Annotated in this window: 18 protein-coding genes; 5 read left to right on the top strand and 13 right to left on the bottom strand. The window is 59.3% G+C overall.

The window, feature by feature from the left end; translation table 11 throughout:
* Genes AAFN47_RS00195 through AAFN47_RS00180 form a run of 4 tightly spaced genes read left to right on the top strand, consistent with a single transcriptional unit; the run spans position 1 to position 3,324 of the window.
* Complete coding sequence (locus AAFN47_RS00195; RefSeq protein WP_499807129.1) at positions 1-963, top strand: carbohydrate ABC transporter permease; 963 nt, start codon at positions 1-3, stop codon at positions 961-963.
* On the top strand, positions 960-1,172 hold the full coding sequence (locus tag AAFN47_RS00190; RefSeq protein ID WP_499807127.1) for a hypothetical protein: 213 nt from the start codon (positions 960-962) through the stop codon (positions 1,170-1,172). Before AAFN47_RS00195 ends, AAFN47_RS00190 begins: the two co-directional genes overlap by 4 nt.
* Positions 1,172-2,263 carry an ABC transporter ATP-binding protein gene (locus tag AAFN47_RS00185; protein ID WP_499807126.1) on the top strand — a complete coding sequence of 364 codons (1,092 nt, stop codon included), beginning with the start codon at positions 1,172-1,174 and terminating at the stop codon, positions 2,261-2,263. The genes AAFN47_RS00190 and AAFN47_RS00185 overlap by 1 nt, the downstream gene beginning before the upstream one ends.
* Positions 2,263-3,324 carry an ABC transporter ATP-binding protein gene (locus AAFN47_RS00180; RefSeq protein ID WP_499807125.1) on the top strand — a complete coding sequence of 354 codons (1,062 nt, stop codon included), beginning with the start codon at positions 2,263-2,265 and terminating at the stop codon, positions 3,322-3,324. Before AAFN47_RS00185 ends, AAFN47_RS00180 begins: the two co-directional genes overlap by 1 nt.
* Here AAFN47_RS00180 and AAFN47_RS00175 read toward each other — a convergent pair whose 3' ends face one another.
* The 4 genes from AAFN47_RS00175 to AAFN47_RS00160 are packed head-to-tail and all read right to left on the bottom strand — an operon-like array spanning position 3,325 to position 7,089.
* Complete coding sequence (locus tag AAFN47_RS00175; RefSeq protein ID WP_499807123.1) at positions 3,325-4,302, bottom strand: NAD(P)-dependent oxidoreductase; 978 nt, start codon at positions 4,300-4,302, stop codon at positions 3,325-3,327.
* A gap of 1 nt (position 4,303) precedes the next feature.
* Complete coding sequence (locus AAFN47_RS00170; RefSeq protein ID WP_499807122.1) at positions 4,304-4,996, bottom strand: FadR/GntR family transcriptional regulator; 693 nt, start codon at positions 4,994-4,996, stop codon at positions 4,304-4,306.
* Between the two features lie 10 nt (positions 4,997-5,006).
* Entirely contained in the window at positions 5,007-6,173 is a 1,167-nt protein-coding gene (locus AAFN47_RS00165) for a mandelate racemase/muconate lactonizing enzyme family protein (protein ID WP_499807120.1), read from the bottom strand.
* A 28-nt stretch (positions 6,174-6,201) separates the two neighbouring features.
* Positions 6,202-7,089 carry a sugar phosphate isomerase/epimerase family protein gene (locus AAFN47_RS00160; RefSeq protein ID WP_499807118.1) on the bottom strand — a complete coding sequence of 296 codons (888 nt, stop codon included), beginning with the start codon at positions 7,087-7,089 and terminating at the stop codon, positions 6,202-6,204.
* Positions 7,090-7,320: 231 nt separating this feature from the next.
* On the opposite strand from AAFN47_RS00160, the gene AAFN47_RS00155 reads away from it, so the two are divergent.
* On the top strand, positions 7,321-8,178 hold the full coding sequence (locus AAFN47_RS00155; protein WP_499807116.1) for a sugar phosphate isomerase/epimerase family protein: 858 nt from the start codon (positions 7,321-7,323) through the stop codon (positions 8,176-8,178).
* Positions 8,179-8,189: 11 nt separating this feature from the next.
* Here AAFN47_RS00155 and AAFN47_RS00150 read toward each other — a convergent pair whose 3' ends face one another.
* From AAFN47_RS00150 to AAFN47_RS00110, 9 genes are all read right to left on the bottom strand, one after another.
* Positions 8,190-9,077: an amidohydrolase family protein gene (locus AAFN47_RS00150; RefSeq protein ID WP_499807114.1), complete on the bottom strand. Its 888-nt coding sequence runs from the start codon at positions 9,075-9,077 to the stop codon at positions 8,190-8,192.
* The gene (locus AAFN47_RS00145) at positions 9,077-10,219 is read right to left on the bottom strand and encodes a vWA domain-containing protein (RefSeq protein WP_499807112.1); all 1,143 of its coding nucleotides are present in this window, start codon (positions 10,217-10,219) and stop codon (positions 9,077-9,079) included. Before AAFN47_RS00145 ends, AAFN47_RS00150 begins: the two co-directional genes overlap by 1 nt.
* Positions 10,216-11,094 (bottom strand): AAA family ATPase, encoded by an 879-nt coding sequence (locus tag AAFN47_RS00140; protein ID WP_499807110.1) that lies wholly within the window; start codon positions 11,092-11,094, stop codon positions 10,216-10,218. Before AAFN47_RS00140 ends, AAFN47_RS00145 begins: the two co-directional genes overlap by 4 nt.
* Complete coding sequence (locus tag AAFN47_RS00135) at positions 11,094-12,110, bottom strand: xanthine dehydrogenase family protein molybdopterin-binding subunit (RefSeq protein ID WP_499807109.1); 1,017 nt, start codon at positions 12,108-12,110, stop codon at positions 11,094-11,096. Before AAFN47_RS00135 ends, AAFN47_RS00140 begins: the two co-directional genes overlap by 1 nt.
* A gap of 1 nt (position 12,111) precedes the next feature.
* Positions 12,112-13,479 carry a xanthine dehydrogenase family protein molybdopterin-binding subunit gene (locus AAFN47_RS00130; RefSeq protein ID WP_499807108.1) on the bottom strand — a complete coding sequence of 456 codons (1,368 nt, stop codon included), beginning with the start codon at positions 13,477-13,479 and terminating at the stop codon, positions 12,112-12,114.
* Positions 13,480-13,488: 9 nt separating this feature from the next.
* Positions 13,489-13,971, bottom strand: a complete 483-nt coding sequence (locus AAFN47_RS00125; protein ID WP_499807107.1) for a (2Fe-2S)-binding protein — start codon at positions 13,969-13,971, stop codon at positions 13,489-13,491.
* A gap of 50 nt (positions 13,972-14,021) precedes the next feature.
* A complete protein-coding gene (locus AAFN47_RS00120) occupies positions 14,022-14,822 on the bottom strand; it encodes an FAD binding domain-containing protein (protein ID WP_499807106.1) in 801 nt (266 codons plus the stop codon).
* Between the two features lie 19 nt (positions 14,823-14,841).
* On the bottom strand, positions 14,842-15,285 hold the full coding sequence (locus tag AAFN47_RS00115) for an SRPBCC family protein (RefSeq protein WP_499807104.1): 444 nt from the start codon (positions 15,283-15,285) through the stop codon (positions 14,842-14,844).
* 277 nt (positions 15,286-15,562) lie between these two features.
* Entirely contained in the window at positions 15,563-16,390 is an 828-nt protein-coding gene (locus tag AAFN47_RS00110) for a helix-turn-helix domain-containing protein (protein ID WP_499807103.1), read from the bottom strand.
* Positions 16,391-16,626: the final 236 nt, after the last annotated feature.

Below are 16,626 nucleotides of genomic sequence, written 5' to 3'. Positions count from 1 at the left end.
ATGGCCGAGGTGAAAACCAAGAGCGAAGTCGTAATGAACCGCGTGGCGATCGTCGCCGTGTTCGTTGCGCTGATCATCATGCTGACGCCCATCTACTGGATCGCGTCAACCGCGTTCAAACCGCGCAGCCTTGCCACGACCGTGCCGCCGACCGTGATGTTCGAGCCCACGCTGACGCCCTTCGCAAAGCTTTTTGTGCGGCGATCGCAAATGCGCGAGCCTGTGGAGCAGGAAGTCTACGAGGCGGCTCCATGGTGGGAAAAGCTCATCTATGACGACGGCGAGAACGTGGTGCGCAACCGGAGATCCGGCGATATAACGCCCTCCGGCTATGCAGACCGGTACAAGAACTCGCTGATCATCTCGATCATATCGACCTTCCTTGCTGTTTCCATGGGGACGCTCACCGCATACGGTTTTTCGCGGTTCAAGGTGAAGGGCGAACAGGACTGGCTGTTCTTTATTCTCAGTACACGAATGCTACCGCCTGTCGTGGTCGCGATCCCGATGTTCCTCATGTATCGGACCGTCGGGCTGCACGACACCCATTTGGGGCTGATCATACTCTACACCGCGTTCAACCTCTCATTCGCCGTCTGGATCATGAAGGGATTCATCGACGAGATACCGAAAGAGTACGAGGAAGCGGCGCTGGTGGATGGTTATACGCGCCTCCAGGCGTTCTTGAAGATCGTTTTGCCGGAAGCCCTGACCGGCATCGCGGCGACGGCGGTGTTCTGTTTCATCATCGCCTGGAACGAGTACGCATTCGCGTTGATGATGACAAACCGCAATGCGCAGACCGCACCGCCATACATTCCGTCACAGGTCGGTTCGGGCCTGCCTGACTGGAGCGTCATTGCAGCCGGCGCCTTTTTGTTCCTGCTGCCGGTGGCGATATTCACCTTCCTTCTCAGAAATCACCTTCTGAGAGGCATGTCATTCGGAGCTATCCGGAAATGACCTTTCGAGAAATGAACGCAAAATGGTTCGAACCGGCTTCGCAGTGGATCATGATCTCCGGACTGATCTTCCTCTGCCAGCCGTGGATCGAAGTGCTGCACCGGTACGGATTGTCCATCACGATACTCGGCCTCATCGGCTTTCTCGTGACATCGCATATTCCACCGGAACCTGAAGTCGAGGACGACGAAGAGGAAGAACTCATCTGATGGCGCAGATCAAGCTTCAGAATGTCCAGAAGTTCTTCGGCGCCGTACAGGTGCTGAGGGATATCAACCTTGAGATCGAGGACGGCGAATTCGTTGTCATGCTCGGCCAGTCCGGTTGCGGAAAGACGACGACCCTGCGAGCGATCGCCGGGCTGGAAACCGTCTCCTCGGGCACGATCACGATCGATGGACGCGAAGTCCAGGATCTCAAGGCGGCGGACCGGGACATAGCCTTCGTCTTTCAGTCGTTCTCGCTCTATCCGCACATGACGGTTTACGAGAATATCGCATTTCCTTTGCGTGCAGTCAGGATTCCACAGTCCGACCGCGACAAGGAAGTGAAGGAGGTTGCGAAAGTTCTTGGTATCGAGCGCCTTTTGTCCAAACGGCCGTCGGCGCTTTCGGGCGGAGACATGCAGCGCGTAGCAATCGGCCGGGCGCTCGTGCGCCGACCGAAGGCGCTTTTGATGGACGAACCCATCGGCGCTCTCGACGCCAAACTGCGCGAGCAGATGCGCGCGGAAATAAAGCGGCTGCACATTGCCCGCAATTCAACCAGCGTCTACGTCACCCACGATCAGGTCGAAGCAATGTCGCTGGCAGACCGGATTGTCGTGATGCACGATGGCGTACTGCAGCAGGTCGATTCTCCCGAGCAGGTGTATCTACACCCCGCCAACCTTTTCGTGGCGCAATTCGTGGGCTCTCCCGTAATGAACATCACCGATGTGTCAGTCGAGGGATCCGGAACAGACGCTCTGCTCCGCATCGGCAAATCGGAAGGCTTTCGCGTTCCCTCCGCGATGGTCTCGCACCTGAACGGAGCGCCCGCGAAACTCGGCATCCGACCGGAGGCAATCATCCTGTCGCACAATGGCGGAGAGGGTTTCGTTGAAACCGAGACGACCAACGTCGAGCCGCTCGGCAGCCATGACATCGTCGATATCAGGATTGGCGACGAAACGTTGCGCGCACGATGCGAGTCAGGTTTCGCCCGCGGCGAAGGCGAGCGGATATGGGTATCACTGGATCACCATCGGGCGCATTTCTTCGACGCCGGCAATGGTCAGTCGCTGAGAAAGGAAGTCTGATGGCGCGGGTCGAACTCGAAAATGTTTCAAAGCGTTTCGGCGGGACCCGCGCGCTGAAGGAGTTGAGCCTCACCGTCGAGGACGGTGAGTTCTTCGTCTTGCTTGGCCGCACCGGCGCCGGCAAGACGACGACGCTCAGGGTCATCGCGGGGCTGGAAAAGCCGGACTCCGGCCGGGTGATCATTGGCGACACCGATGTAGTGGGCAAGACCGCAGCGGAGCGTGACGTTGCGCTCGTCCTGCAGCAATATTCCCTCTATCCCCGACTGTCGGTGCGCGGAAACCTGGAATTCCCATTGCGGCCGAAAGTCCGCAAGATGAAGGATGACGAGATTGCCCAGCGCGTGGAGCGCGCGGCAAACACGTTGCAGATAACCCACCTGCTTGATCGCAAGGTCGAGCGGCTGTCCGGCGGCGAGATGCAGCGCGTCTCCATCGGACGCGCCATCGTTCGCGATCCGCGTGTTTTTCTGATGGACGAACCGCTATCAGCCCTGGACGCGAAATTGCGCGAGACGTTGCGGGTCGAGTTGAAGAAGCTCCATCAGGATCTTGGAGCCACTTTCCTGTTCGTTACCCACGATCAGGTCGAGGCGATGTCGATGGGCGACAAGATCGGCGTGCTCAGAAGCGGCCGGCTGGTTCAGGTCGGCTCACCTTCCGACATCTACGAACGCCCCCGCAACACCTTCGTCGCGCGCTCCGTCGGATCTCCGCCAATGAACCTCATCGAAGGACGCTTTTCGGATGGCAATGCGGAAGTAAACGGATTCAGCCTGCCGGTCGCTTCCTCTGCTAGCGCCGGTCCGGCGGTAACCTTTGGCGTCAGACCAGAAAATCTCGTTCTGGAACCGGGCGCTCCGGCCGAAGCCAAGATATTCGACATCGAGGATCAGGGCGTCGTGAAGATCCTCACGCTCGATATGGGCGAGACGCGACTTCACGCAACAGTACCTGCCGGGCTTCATATTCAGCGGGATGAAACGGTCCGCTTTGGCTGGAAGCCGGATCGCGTGCTGACCTTCGATACAGAGACGGGCCAGAATCTGGCCGTCGCGTAGTCAGGCGAAGCGTTCGCGATATCTTGCAACGGCGTCCGGATTGACAAGTTGAACAGGCAACTTGCCTTCGGCGATTAGCCGCGCTTCAGTCACCACGCCCTCACCCATGCGTAGCATGCTCTCTTCCGTGATTCCGGCCATATGCGGCGTCAGAATTACGTTCGGAAGATCGAAAAACGCATGTCCATTGGGAAGAGGCTGCGTGTCAAAGACATCGATCGCCGCACCGCCGAGTCGACCGCTCTCCAATGCGTTTTGGAGCGCCTTCTCGACAACTACCGGACCACGGGCGACGTTGATCAGAATTGCCCCCTGCCGCATCGACTGAAGAGCGCGCGCGTCGATCAGGCCTCTGGTTTCATCGGTCAGCGGACAGCACAGGACCAGTACATCGGACAGGTCCAGAAGTTCTGAAAACCGCACGGCCTGCACCTCCTTCGGATTGCTGTCCGGTCGGCGCGTGTGACTGATGACCTTCATGGCGAAACCGTTATGCGCAATTCGGGCGATTTGCCTCCCGACATTCCCCATGCCGAGGACACCCATTGTTTTGCCCGACAAGTCGCATCCCGCGTCCGCATGCGCGCGCCCTGCCGACCACCCGTTGTCGCGAAGGTCGCGATTGACTTCCGGATAGCGTCTGAGGAGTGCAAGCGCCGACCATATGGCGTGCTCGGCGACTGTGACGGCGTTGGCGCCTGGAACATTCGCCACCAGCACCCCCGCCCGGGTTGCGATATCGACAGGGATCATGTCGAGACCTGCCCCATGGCGCACGAGCGCGCGCAGCCATTTTTCCCGTTCGATCAACTCCGGCGGGATCGGCGCCCTGACGACAATCAGTTCGGCGCCGCTGCTTTCGGTGAGGATGGCTTCCGGCGTCGGCGTGCTCGCCACCGTGTATTCGCCAAGCGTCAAAAGGGATTCGGTCACCTGCGGATGCAGAGGGTGCGTGGAAAAAATGGAAAGTGCAGACATTTCAGGAGCCGGGCGCGTGCGGTTCCAGCAACTCGGTCCAGTAGCTCATCACGCCGCGCAGATGCGACACCATGAGCGCCGACGTCAGCGCCGCGTCCCGTTTTACCAGAGCCTCGTAGATCTGCTTGTGTTCTTCATGCGATTTGCGATTGCGATCAGGATCGCGAAAATACACTTCAAGCCTTTGACGGCCGAGTTCGTAGAATGACGTGCAGATACTCAGAAAAAGCGTATTTTGCGTGGCGCGAACGATCTGCAGATGAAATTCCTGATCGAGCGCATCGATGCCCTCCCCGGCCGCGATCCGTTGCTCGGAACGCTCCAGCACATCCTGCAAACGCTTGAAATCCTCCTCTGTGGCGCGAACCGCCGCCAATTCCGCAGCCTTGATCTCATGAATCTTGCGAACCTCGACAGCTTCATAAATCTGTCGGCTCTCGAGCGGAATGCCGGCGCGCGCGAAAAACGCCATAGCCTCAAAGCCGGAATTGTCAGTGTTGACGTAGATGCCAGACTTGGCGCGGCGCTCGATCACTTGCATCGATTCCAGAATCGCCAGCGCTTCACGAACCTGGCCGCGGCTTACCGAGAAATGTTCGGCCAGATGTCTCTCGGAAGGAGCCTTGCCGCCATTGGCGCGCGCACTGTCCAGAAGGTGGGCGGCGATCGCCGGAAGGATTTCCTGTCCCTGCATTTTCACTCCATCAGCAAACCGTAAACCTGGACACGACGTCCTCGTCGATCTCGAGGCCAAGGCCAGGCCTGTCCGGGACCGCAATCGTTCCGTCCTTGACGACAACCTTTTCCCGGGAGAGATCGTGAATCATTGGATTCGCACCCAGTGAGAACTCCACTATAAACCCTGATGGCGCGGCTGCGACAACGTGCAGTCCTGCAAAAAATGCAGGGGCGCCAGCCCAGAGATGCGGTGCCAGCCGCAAATTGAAGGCAGAAGCCAGCGTCGCGATGCGCATCGCTTCGGTAATCCCTCCGCAATACGCCGGATCCGGTTGGAGAATATCGACCCCCCGCGAGACGATCAGATCCCTGAAATCGAAACGCGTGCACTCCGATTCACCTAGCGCCACTGGAATATCGGTGGCGGCGCGAAATTCCGAGACGCCCAAACGGTCGTCCCCCGTGATCGGCTCCTCGAACCAGGCGAGATCACAGTCGGCGACCATACTGGCGAACCGTTTAGCCTCTGCAACGGTATAGGTTCCGTGGGCGTCCACCATCAGGTCTACTGCTGGTCCGATCGCCTTGCGGGCGGCCTGAACACGCTCTGCCGAGACATATGGCGCCCCGTCCATCGAGCCCACCCGCATCTTGACCGCGCCAAACCCGCCGGAATCGATGTAACTTTTCAGCTGATCGCCTATGCCGTCCGCGTCCGCCCAGCCTCCTGATGCATAGGCCGGCAGTCTTTCTGCGGACCGGCCGCCAAGCAGGGACCAGACCGGCGCTCCAAGCGCCTTGCCGCGAATATCCCACAGGGCGATATCGATGGCGCTGATGGCCGCCACCGTCAGTCCGCGACGGGACAACTCAGGCATCACATGCCCTCTGGCGGCGGCGCTTTCGCACCGGCTGCCGTTGTAGAGGCTCTCCCAGATCGGCGTAATTTCCGACGCATCACGGCCGATGAGAACGGGGGCGTATTCCTCGTTGATGAGGTGAACCAGCGCAGCGTACTGACCAGCGCTGCCTGCGGCGTTCTTGCCTTCACCCCAGCCGACGACGCCATCTTCGGTTTCTATCCTGATGATGGCGGCGTCGAATGTCTGCAGACGACCGAAGTCACTGACATGCTGACGAGATTTCTCGATCGGTATCCGCACCCACCGAGCATTGACCGATTTTATCCGCATCGCATCTCCTTCAGCCGTCCGTATTCGCTCACTTCATTAGCGGGAGCAGTGTTTCAGCGGTGATCCGCATCTGATCCGCGTAGAATTTCTCGGTGAGAAGCGAGGAGCCGTGGTCCTGAATGAACTTCAGTTGCTCCGGCGAAATATCGACCGGATCGGTTTCGACCATGTCGGGGTACATCGTCGCCGGCGTCCGGTCGACCGGGGCGACGAACTCGTTTGTGAGAGCGCCGTCATAGCCGATTTCCTTTAACGTTCCCACGATCTTCGGCCAGTCGAGATGACCCAGACCAGCGGCGAAACGGTTGTTGTCGGCCACATGGAAATCGAACAGCCTGTCTCCAGCCAGGCGAATCGCATCGTAAATGTCGTTCTCTTCGATATTGAGATGGAAGGCGTCGAGACAGACGCCGCATTCCGGGCTGACCGCATCGGCGAGCGCCAACGCTTGTGCGCAGCGGTTGAAGACGTAGGTCTCGAAACGGTTCAGCGGTTCGATCGCTATTCTGACGCCTTTTTTCTGCGAATGATCGAAACATTCCTTCGTCGCATCGACGAGCCAGCCCCACTCCTCCTCCGGAGTGCCATCGGGCACGACCTTGCCAACGGTCGCTGGCACGAGCGTTATGATCTCGCCTTCCAGCTCCGAGACCATGGTGATGACAGACTTCACGTAGTCTACCGATTTCGCACGCTGACCCTCGTCTTTTGCCGCCAGGTTGCGCTCACCCAGCATGAGGGTTACTGCACCCCAACAGCGCATGCCGGTATCCTTGAGCAGGGCGCGTGTTTCCTTGACGTCATACTGTTCGGGCTCACCGGATATCTCGATGGATTCGTAGCCATACTGCTTGATGCGGCGCACGGTCGTCTCCAATGGTTCCGCACGCATCCAGTTGTGTGTCGACAGATGCATTAATCTCCTCCCGCACCATGTGCTGTTTCAAACTATTCCACAAAGCAAATTCTGGTTAGACCAGATTGATACAGTTCAGACAAGTGGTCAAGTGACATAACATCGCAGCGCACCGTCTATTTCACACGTTTCAGCGACTTACCAGTGTGTTCGGCAAGTTATCCGTTTTCCCGGCTGGCGGAGCTCAACTCGATCTGGTATTACCAAAAACAGGACGGGAGGGTCAGGTTCTTGAAAATCGGAATGTGTATGTTTCTCTGGACGGCGCGTGTCGGGCCGGAACATGAAGCCCTGCTGGAAGACATTCGCAAAACAGGGTTCGACGGGGTCGAGATACCCGTTTTCGAAGGCAATCCGGCGGACTACGAGAAACTTGGAAAAATGCTCGACGGCTTGGGACTGGAGCGAACGGCGGTCAGCGCGATCGGCGATCCGCAGTTCGACCTGATCTCGCCTTCGAAAGCGGTGCGAACCGCGGCTGTCGATCACATGCGCTGGGTTCTGGATTGCACTTCCGCCCTCGGCGCCAATACTGTGTCCGGACCGCTGCATTCCGTTTTGGGACAGTTTTCCGGCGCAGGCCCCACATCAGATGAAGTTTCACGGGCCGTCGAAAGTCAGAAGCTGGTGGCGGAGCACGCCGCGAAGGTTGGGGTGACGGTCGGGCTGGAGGCGCTCAACCGTTTCGAATGCTATTTGGCCAACACGATGGACGATCTGTGCTCACTCTTGCACATGGTCGATCATCCCAACATCAAGGCCATGTACGATACATTCCATGCCAATATAGAGGAGAAGGACCCGATCGGCGCTCTGACACGCAACGCCGGTGATGTGGTTCATATCCATATCTCCGAAAACGACCGGGGTACGCCGGGGAAAGGCAACATCCCCTGGCCAGAGACCTTTTCCGCAATCAATGCGATCGGTTACGATTCCTGGCTGACGATAGAAGCGTTCGGCCGGGGGCTTGCGGACCTTGCCGCGGCGACCAAGGTATGGCGCGACCTCGCCGACAGCCCCGAGCAGGTCTACCGGGACGGATACAGACACATCGTGGACACGATGAGCCTGGCGAGACAATCCTGAGCACAGGTCGCCTACGCCGGGCGATAGACCCGCGCCGCAGTGTCATGAAGGATGGCGGCCCTCGCCTTCTCGCCCAGTTTGTCGGCTGCCACCCTGTACGAATCCACCATGGTCTTGTGATCAGTCCAGAGCTTCTCTATCGGGAAATTTGAACCGAACATCAATCGGTCGCCGCCGAAAATGTCGACCGCTCTGGAAACGATGAAATCGATCATCTCCGGATCGTTTCTGTGGATAAAGGTACCGAGGCCTGACAGCTTCGCGAAAAGATTCGGTCGTGCCGCAAGGCTTTGCAATCCGTCCTCCCATGCCGCCACAGTTGCCGGATCCATATACGTCAGCATGCCGACATGGGTGAGGATGAAACTGGTGTCCGGATTTTCCTCGACAAGCGTCGCGCCGTCTGCCATCTGCGCCGGAAACAGCTGAAGGTCAAAGGAAAGCCCGTACTCCTGTAGAAACGCAACGTTTTTCCTGACATTCGGATCCAATACCTGCGTGGCCGAGGCAGCGAAACAATAGTCCGGGTTTTCATGCCAGTGAAGCTGCATACGGACGCCTCGCAACAGGGGATATTTCGCGAGGCGGTCCAGTTGCGGGCGCACGTCGTCAACCGTCATGTCAGCGTAACCTACGATCGCGTGCGGCCAGCCGGTACGATCCGCAGTTTCCTGCACCCAGGCCGTTTCCTTCTCGAAGTCTTCCTTCGCCCAGTTGGTCTGTACGTAGACCGCTTTCTCGACGCCAGATTCAATCTGGTCGGCGAGAAACTCTTCGATCGGATAGTCACGTCGGATTGGATCGTACGGACCGAAGATGCGCGGAACCATGGGGCCAATCAGCCATGGCAGATCCTGCTGACGCCAGATGTGAAAATGAGAATCGATGATCGGCTGCATCAGGAAGCCCTCTGCCAGATGGATTTTGCAGCAGGCGCGGGTCGCGCCAGCGACAAGAGAAAATCGGTTACGCTCGCCACCGACGAACCGTCTATGAGATCGTCAAGCATAGGAAGGATAGCCTTCATCGCAGCGGTTTCGGGACTAAAGCGCGGATCGCCAGCCAATGGCGTCACGAACGTCAGTCGCCTGGCCCTGCCGCGCAGGCGGCTTATTGCGAGCTCCATTGGCGCCGGATCGCCGCGCTCCAAACCGTCGGACAGGATGACGACGCACGCTCCATTCGCAAGAGCGGCAAAACGCGGTATCGACAGATAGGCGAGCAGCGATGGTCCGATACGCGTCCCGCCGTCCCAGTCGTCAACCAGCGACGCAGCCCGGGCTAACGCCATTGATCTGTCACGGACACGCAATGCCGCTGTCAAGCGAGTCAGCCGTGTGCCGAAGGTAAAAACCTCAACACGCGTCGCCCCATGAACGGCCGCATGCGCCATTTCAAGATAACCGGGTGTAAACTGCTTCATCGACCCGGAAACATCGATCAGCAACAAAAGCCTGCGCGGCTCCTCACGCCGCTTGCGCCATACGGGCGACGGGATATCGCCGCCGGTTTGAACAAACGAACGCAGCGATCGGCGCAGGTCAAGCGCGCCGGGAGATGTCGCAACCTCCGTCCGGAAAGTTCTCCGTTTCGGCAGAGCCTGAGCGATATGTCGCTGGAACGTTTGCAAACTGTCTACCCGGTCCGAAAATTCACGCCGGGCCAGCCGTTCCTTAGCCGAGGCATGCTTACCGCCCGCTTCGCCTTGTTCTGGAGCCACATGCTCCAGGCCTGGACCGTTCTCCTTGACGCCAGTTTCCTCGTCCTCGCCTTCCCCATCATGCGGAACCTGCTCTTCACCATGCAGCCACATGCGATAGAGCACGTCGAACTCGTCACGCCGGTCAGGCCGCGGCGCCAGAGTGGCGAGCGCAGCCTCGCGGATATGATCGACCGATCTCGGGCCCAAAAGGGCGATGGCCTGCATGAAGGTCGTCGCCTGCTCCGACGACGCCACGAATCCGTGACGCCGTAGAAGTCTCGCAAAACCGAGGAACGGCGCGGCTGCGCGCGGCAGATCCGAGTCAGCTGGCGGAGTCACGATAGCGCCCCTTCAAGAATGGCTTCGAGTTCGGGTTCGATCGTGGCAAGGTCGTCTTCGTCCTTGATCAGAAGGCCCACGGCGCGGCGCAATGCGATCGGCCATGGGCTGCCGCCTTTTTCCAGGATCGTCGCGGCATTGGCCCAGTCGACCGCCTCGGCAATGCCTGGCGGCTTGGCTAGCGGCCGCGCCCGTATATCGCGCACCGCAACGGCGACCGCAGCTGCTGTTACCCTTGCCACGTCGCCACTGCGAAGCATGATGATCTGAGCTTCGCGTTCGGCGTCCGGGTAGTCTATCCAGTGATAGACACAACGCCGCCGTAGCGCTTCCGCCAACTCCCGGGTGCGGTTGGAGGTCAAGATCACAAGGGGTCGAGAGACCGCCCGGATCGTTCCGCGCTCGGGAATGGAAATCTGAAAGTCCGCCAGGAATTCGAGCAAAAGGGCCTCGAATTCGTGGTCAGACCGATCGATCTCGTCGACGAGCAGCACGCAGCTCTCGGGTGATCTCAGTACTTGCAGCAGCGGACGCGCGATCAGAAAGCGGTCGCCGTAGAGATCGATCTCTGCGTCGCCGGCCTGTCGAATAGCTAGCAACTGGCGCTGGTAGTTCCACTCATACAGCGCCTGGCTCGCGTCGATGCCTTCGTAGCACTGTAGCCGGATCAGGTCGCGTTCGAGAGCCCCGGCCATGGCCTTGGCCGCCTCGGTTTTTCCAACGCCGGGAGGGCCTTCAATCAGAAGTGGTTTGCCGAGCTGGATTGCAAGAAAAATGGCGGTCGCGAGGCTTTCGTCTGCAACGTAGTGCAGCCCTGACAGTTGCCTGGCGACCTCTTCCGGAGATTCCATGATTTCGGAACCTGCAACAACCATCAGCCGGTCGGCGCCTCATGCAATTGCGCCTTTAGGGCCCGCAACACCCTCTCCGGCGTGATCGGCATGGTGTCGACCCGAACGCCGACCGCATCGAAAATGGCGTTCGCGACCGCCGGAATCTGCGGATTGGCGCACATCTCGCCAACGCCTTTGGCGCCATACGGACCGTCGGCCGCCGGACGCTCGATCACGATTGTCTCGGTATCCGCGAGATTTCCGGGCCCCGGCATCAGATACTGATTGAAATCGGTCCCGCCGTAGTCGCGATCCGGATAATAGGGTTCGGTCGTTTCATAAAGCGCGTGGCTGACGCCCATCCACGACCCGCCAACGAGCTGCTGCTCGACCATCTTCGGGTTCAGCGCACGACCTACATCGTAGACATTCTTGACGGAAAGCACCGTAACCTCACCGGTCTCGTCGTCGACCTCGACTTCCGCGACGACACAGGCATGGGCGTAGCACGTCGCCGGCTTCATTGCGCCGGTCTCGATCTCCGGAAACGACCGCGGGACAAGGAACATGCCGCGTCCCGATATCGATCTGCCGTGCTTGAAGTGCGCTGCGAGCGCGGTATCGAAAACAGATATCGACTTCTGTGGCGCGCCCTTCACGTGAATATTGCCCGTCCCGTCGGTGTCGAGATCGCCGGCGTCGACTTCGAGTTCTTCCGCCGCGACTTCCAGCATGACATCACGGGCTTCCCGGGCCGCCTGCACAATGGCGTTTCCGATGCGGTGGGTTCCGCGCGATGCGAATGTTCCCATGCAATGCGGACCGGTATCCGTGTCGGCCGTATCGATGGTGACGGCCTCGGTCGGCACGCCGATCGTTTCTGCGCAGATCTGCGACATCACCTGCCTCAGTCCCTGACCCAGGTCGACGCTCGACAGGGTCACCATGAAGCTGCCTGTCGGAGTGGAATGGACCAGCGCCTGGCTCGGATCGCCGCCCAGATTCATGCCGGTCGGATAGTTGATGGCGGCAACGCCGCGACCCCGTTTCAAAGCCATGTCACCCCTCCCCGTTTCGCGAGGACATCTCGTAAAAGCGTTCGGCGACCGGCCAGTCAGCAATGCGCGACGCCTCCTGCATGCATTCGATCAGCGCCGCCCCCTCGGTCGGCTGTCGATGCGCCTTCATGTCCCCGTCGCGATAGGCATTGATGAAGCGGAATTCCAGAGGATCCATGCCGATCAGCCGGGCAAGCTTGTCCATCTGCACTTCGAGGGCAAAATCCGCGATTGTCACGCCAAATCCGCGCATCGCGCTCGACGGCGTCCGGTTGGTGTAGACGCAGTAGGTGTCGATCCAGACATTTTCGACCGTATAGGGACCGGGATAGTGGGCAGCCCCTTTCTGGGCGCCGTAGGGCGAATGGCGCGAATATGCGCCAGCGTCGGTATAGCCGGTGACCTTGCGGGCGACAAGGCGACCGTCATTCATCACCCCGTCCTTGATCACGATCCTTTCGGCGGCGCGTGGCGAGGAAATCTGCATCTCCTCCTCCCGGCTATAAATGAATGAGACCGGTCTGCCGGTCAATTTCGCGGCGAGAATGGCGATCGGCTCGACGATCACATCGACCTTCCCGCCGAAGCCTCCGCCTACGGTTCCGCCGACCATGTGCAGCTTGTGGCCGGGCATCTGAAGTATGATGGAAGCGTTGTCGAGCGTAAAGAACATGGCTTGGGTATCGGTGTAACAGGTGAACCGGTCGTTTCCGTCAGGTGTGACGATGCAACCGGTTGTCTCAAGTGGCGCCTGCTCGATCGGTGATGAATTGTATGTCTGCTCGAGAATGTGGTCGGCCTTGGCGAAGCCAGCTTCCACGTCGCCGAAGCGGACCTTGCGATGGTCGCCGCTGTCGTAGAGATAGTAATTTCCCGGATGGTGTTCGTTGACCAGCGGCGCGTCCGGCTTGAGCGCTTCTTCCATATCGAAGACGGCCGGCAGGACTTCGTAATCCACCATGACCTTCGCCGCCCCTTCCTGGGCGGCGCGCTCGCTTGTGGCGAGCACCGCCACAACCGCTTCGCCCTTCCAGCTCACCTTCTTGTCGGCAAGAACAGTCTCGTCCTCCGGACCGACCTGGATGAGGATAAGGATCGTGTAAAGATTATGCGGAACATCCTTGGCGGTGAGCACGCGGACGACGCCCGGATGTTTTTCCGCTTCGGAAACATCGATGGAACGGATTTTGGCGTGATGATGCGGACTGCGCACCATCTTGAGATGCAGAAGACCCGGGAAGGTCCGGTCTGCGAAATAAGCCGTCTTGCCGGTGACATGGCCCGGCGTGTCCGAACGCGTCCGCGAGTGACCGATCTCATGCAGGTTATCGTTGCGTTCGTCCGAGAAATAGTCTTTCCGAATTTCCATCGTCGATCCTCAACCGGCCTTTTGGGAGTTTGATCTCGCCGCTGACAGCACAGCCTGGATGATCGGCTCGTAGCCGGTGCAACGGCAGATGTTCCCGGAGATCGCCTCGATGACATCCTCGCGGGTCGGATTGGGCGTATGGTCGAGCAGGGTTTTCGCAGCCATGATCATGCCGGGGGTGCAGAAGCCGCACTGGGCGGCGAAACCGTCGACGATGGCGCGTTGCAACGGATGCAGGACGCCTTCAGTGGCGAGACCGGCGGCGGTTTCGATGGAAGCGCCCTCGCAGGTTTCAGCCAGGGTGAGGCAGCTCAGCCTCAGTTCGCCGTCGACGATCACGGAACAGGCGCCACACGTCCCTTGCTGGCAGCCGGCTTTCGGCGACGTATCGTCCATCGTGTCGCGCAACGCGTGCAGCAACGTGACGCCGCTTTCCACAAACTCGGCCCTCTCCTGGCCGTTGAGCGTGAAGTGAACGGGAACTCTGGCCATTTCTCCTCCTTGTGGTCCGGCAGCGAACCCGCCGGACTCCTCCAACTGCTTTAGCCGAGCAACAGTCGACTGAAATGCACCGGCAAAACCTCGCTGCGATACCAGGCGCTGGCGACCGGATCGGTAATCGGATTCGTTCCCTCCCCGACTACCGCGACCGCCTCCCGAATTTCTTCCTTCACCAGTTTGTGACCAATCAGAGCCTGTTCGGCGGCGTGAGCGCGTATCGGACGGTCCGCCATGCAGCCAAGCGCGACCCGGGCGGACTTGACCTTGCCTGCGTCATCCAGCGCCAGCGCGGCGGCTATGGTGACGACGGAAACACCTCTGGGTTTGACCCTCGAGATTTTCAGAAAACGCAGAGCACCATCAGACGGGACACCAAGGCTGACGGCCTTAACGATGCCGCGCTTCCCCCTGTCATGACGGCCGGCGAGAAAGTCCTCGATCGGCGCATCGCCGTCAGTGCTGTGAACCGTTGCATCCTGGGCCAGCAGCCCAACGGTGAAATCGCCATAGGGCGCCGGTGCGAACAGGTTGCCGCCGACCGTCGCCATGTTGCGAACGGCCGGGCCTCCAACGGCTTTCGCAACGGGATGGAGACCGGCAAGTTCTGCGTTCGCCAATATGGCGGCCATTGTCACCGAAGCACCGATGGTCGCCCTGCCATCTGTTATGTCGATGGTCTGTAGCGTCGGGGCCGTTGAGCGCACATATCCCGTGATGGAGAGGTCGCCCTCGTTGACCGCCCGCACCACCAGCGTACCGCCGCCGAGATAACGTATTCCGTCTGGCTTCACAGCGTTGGACGCGTCTCGAACCGATGAGTATGTCTGAACAGCCAGCGACATGTCGCTCCCTTCCCAGAAATCAGGATTTGCCGGTGAAATGGTCTTGCAACGCGTTGAACCCGCCCTGGAAGACATTGGCGCCCATTCCGGCCGCGACCTTGTCGGCCTCTTCCTCGGGCGCGTCGAACGTGGCCGTCCATTCGGCGAAGGTCCGATCGCCGTCGGTGACCCTGCGCAATTGCAGCGTGGCGCTGTGGTTGGCTATCGGCTGGGGCGTTTCGAGAATCGCATAGCTCACCAGATAGTCGTCGTCCGAGAAGGCGGTCAGTTGTTCACGCAGCTTTGGACCGCTCGCCAGCGTGAAGTTGCGCACGCAGCCAATTTCGGCGGCGGATTTTCCATCTTCGATATGGCTCTCCACCATGCGCGGATGCCACTCGGGCAGTCCGTTGAAATCGCGGATTCGCGCCCAGACCTTTTCGACCGGCGCATCGATGATGCTGGAGACAGTGACTGTTGCCATGGATTCTTGCCCTCATGAATTCACATTGGCAAAACCATAGCGCTCCCACATGGCGGCGCTTATCAATGCGTCTTCGCGCCTTATCAATCAGTCGGAAAATCGAACCACTCTAAACTAGTGGTCCGATTCCGACATTTGCATCACGATGCGCCTCGTCCTGCAGCAAATGTCGGAATCTTCCGGACCACTGGCTGGATTATGTTTCTAGTGGAGCGCTAACAATGACACTTGAAAACGAGTTCGCGTCTTGCGGGACACAAATGTCAAATTTGCTCCACTAGTGCTGGCTGCGCGCCGCCTCCCGGTACTGGATTGGCGGAACGCCCACGTGATCCCTGAAAAACCTTGAAAAATTGCCCTGCGTCGTGAAACCGAGATTGCAGGCGACCGAAATGAGCGGATCCGGCGAGCTCTGCAACTGGCGTCGCGCCTCTTCCATGCGCAGCATGTTCCAATAGACATTCGGCGTCAGCCGGGTCTGTTCCTTGAAGAGGGCAAAAAAGTGAGCCCGCGACATGCCAACCTTTCGCGCGACATCATCGAAGCAAATACGCTCGCAAATATTCGCTTTCATCAGTTCGACCGCCTTGCGGACGCGAAAATCATGCGCGGACACAGGACCGCCCGCCCTCCGCGCCCGGTTGCGCGCACACCGGGCGGCGGCGACCACCTTGTCGATCAACCTCGTGATCTCGCTTTCAACGCCGTCGTTTTCCGGAGCATCAATGCGCAGACGCCGTTCGAGATGAACCGCGTCTAAATAAAGCCAGTCGTCCAGATCGATCGCGGTATTGGTGAACAGCGGCGCCCCGTCTGCCAAATCGTACTGGCGCTCCGCCCATTTGGGGTTGATGTAGAAGGCAAGGAATACTCCCGGACATTCGGCATTGGAAAAAGCATGACTGTGCGGAACAAGAGAATTGACGCCGGCGGCGACGCCGGGTCCAAGCAGCACGGTCTCGCCGCCAATGGTCATCGTGCCGGCTGCGCCTTCGAGCCAGATGATGATATGGGCTTCCGGATGAGCGTGGGTCACCAGATCGCTGGCGACGTTAAGCACAGAGACATGGCCGAACCGGCCCCGAAAGAGCTTAATCGAAGTCATCGCGATTTCCTCCCGAAACGCCTCCCAGGCGCTTCGAAAAGAAATCTTGGTCCGTGCTGAAGGCGGCGTCAAGGTCATGTCGCTACAGGTCGGCCAGAAAAGCCGGGTTACGTGGAGAGGCGACGTTGTAAATCGATGTTCGATGGCTTGGGATATATCGCTTTGGAGCAAAGAACATTGCAAACAATCGACACACCGTTCGGCACGAGGTTGTCACCTACGTCTTAGGTACGATT

It is taken from the genome of Hoeflea sp. CAU 1731, from assembly GCF_039888615.1.
In the GTDB taxonomy this organism is placed as follows: Bacteria; Pseudomonadota; Alphaproteobacteria; order Rhizobiales; family Rhizobiaceae; genus Flavimaribacter.
Note: the sequence above shows the minus strand (reverse complement) of the source record. Positions and strands in the feature narration are given on the sequence as shown.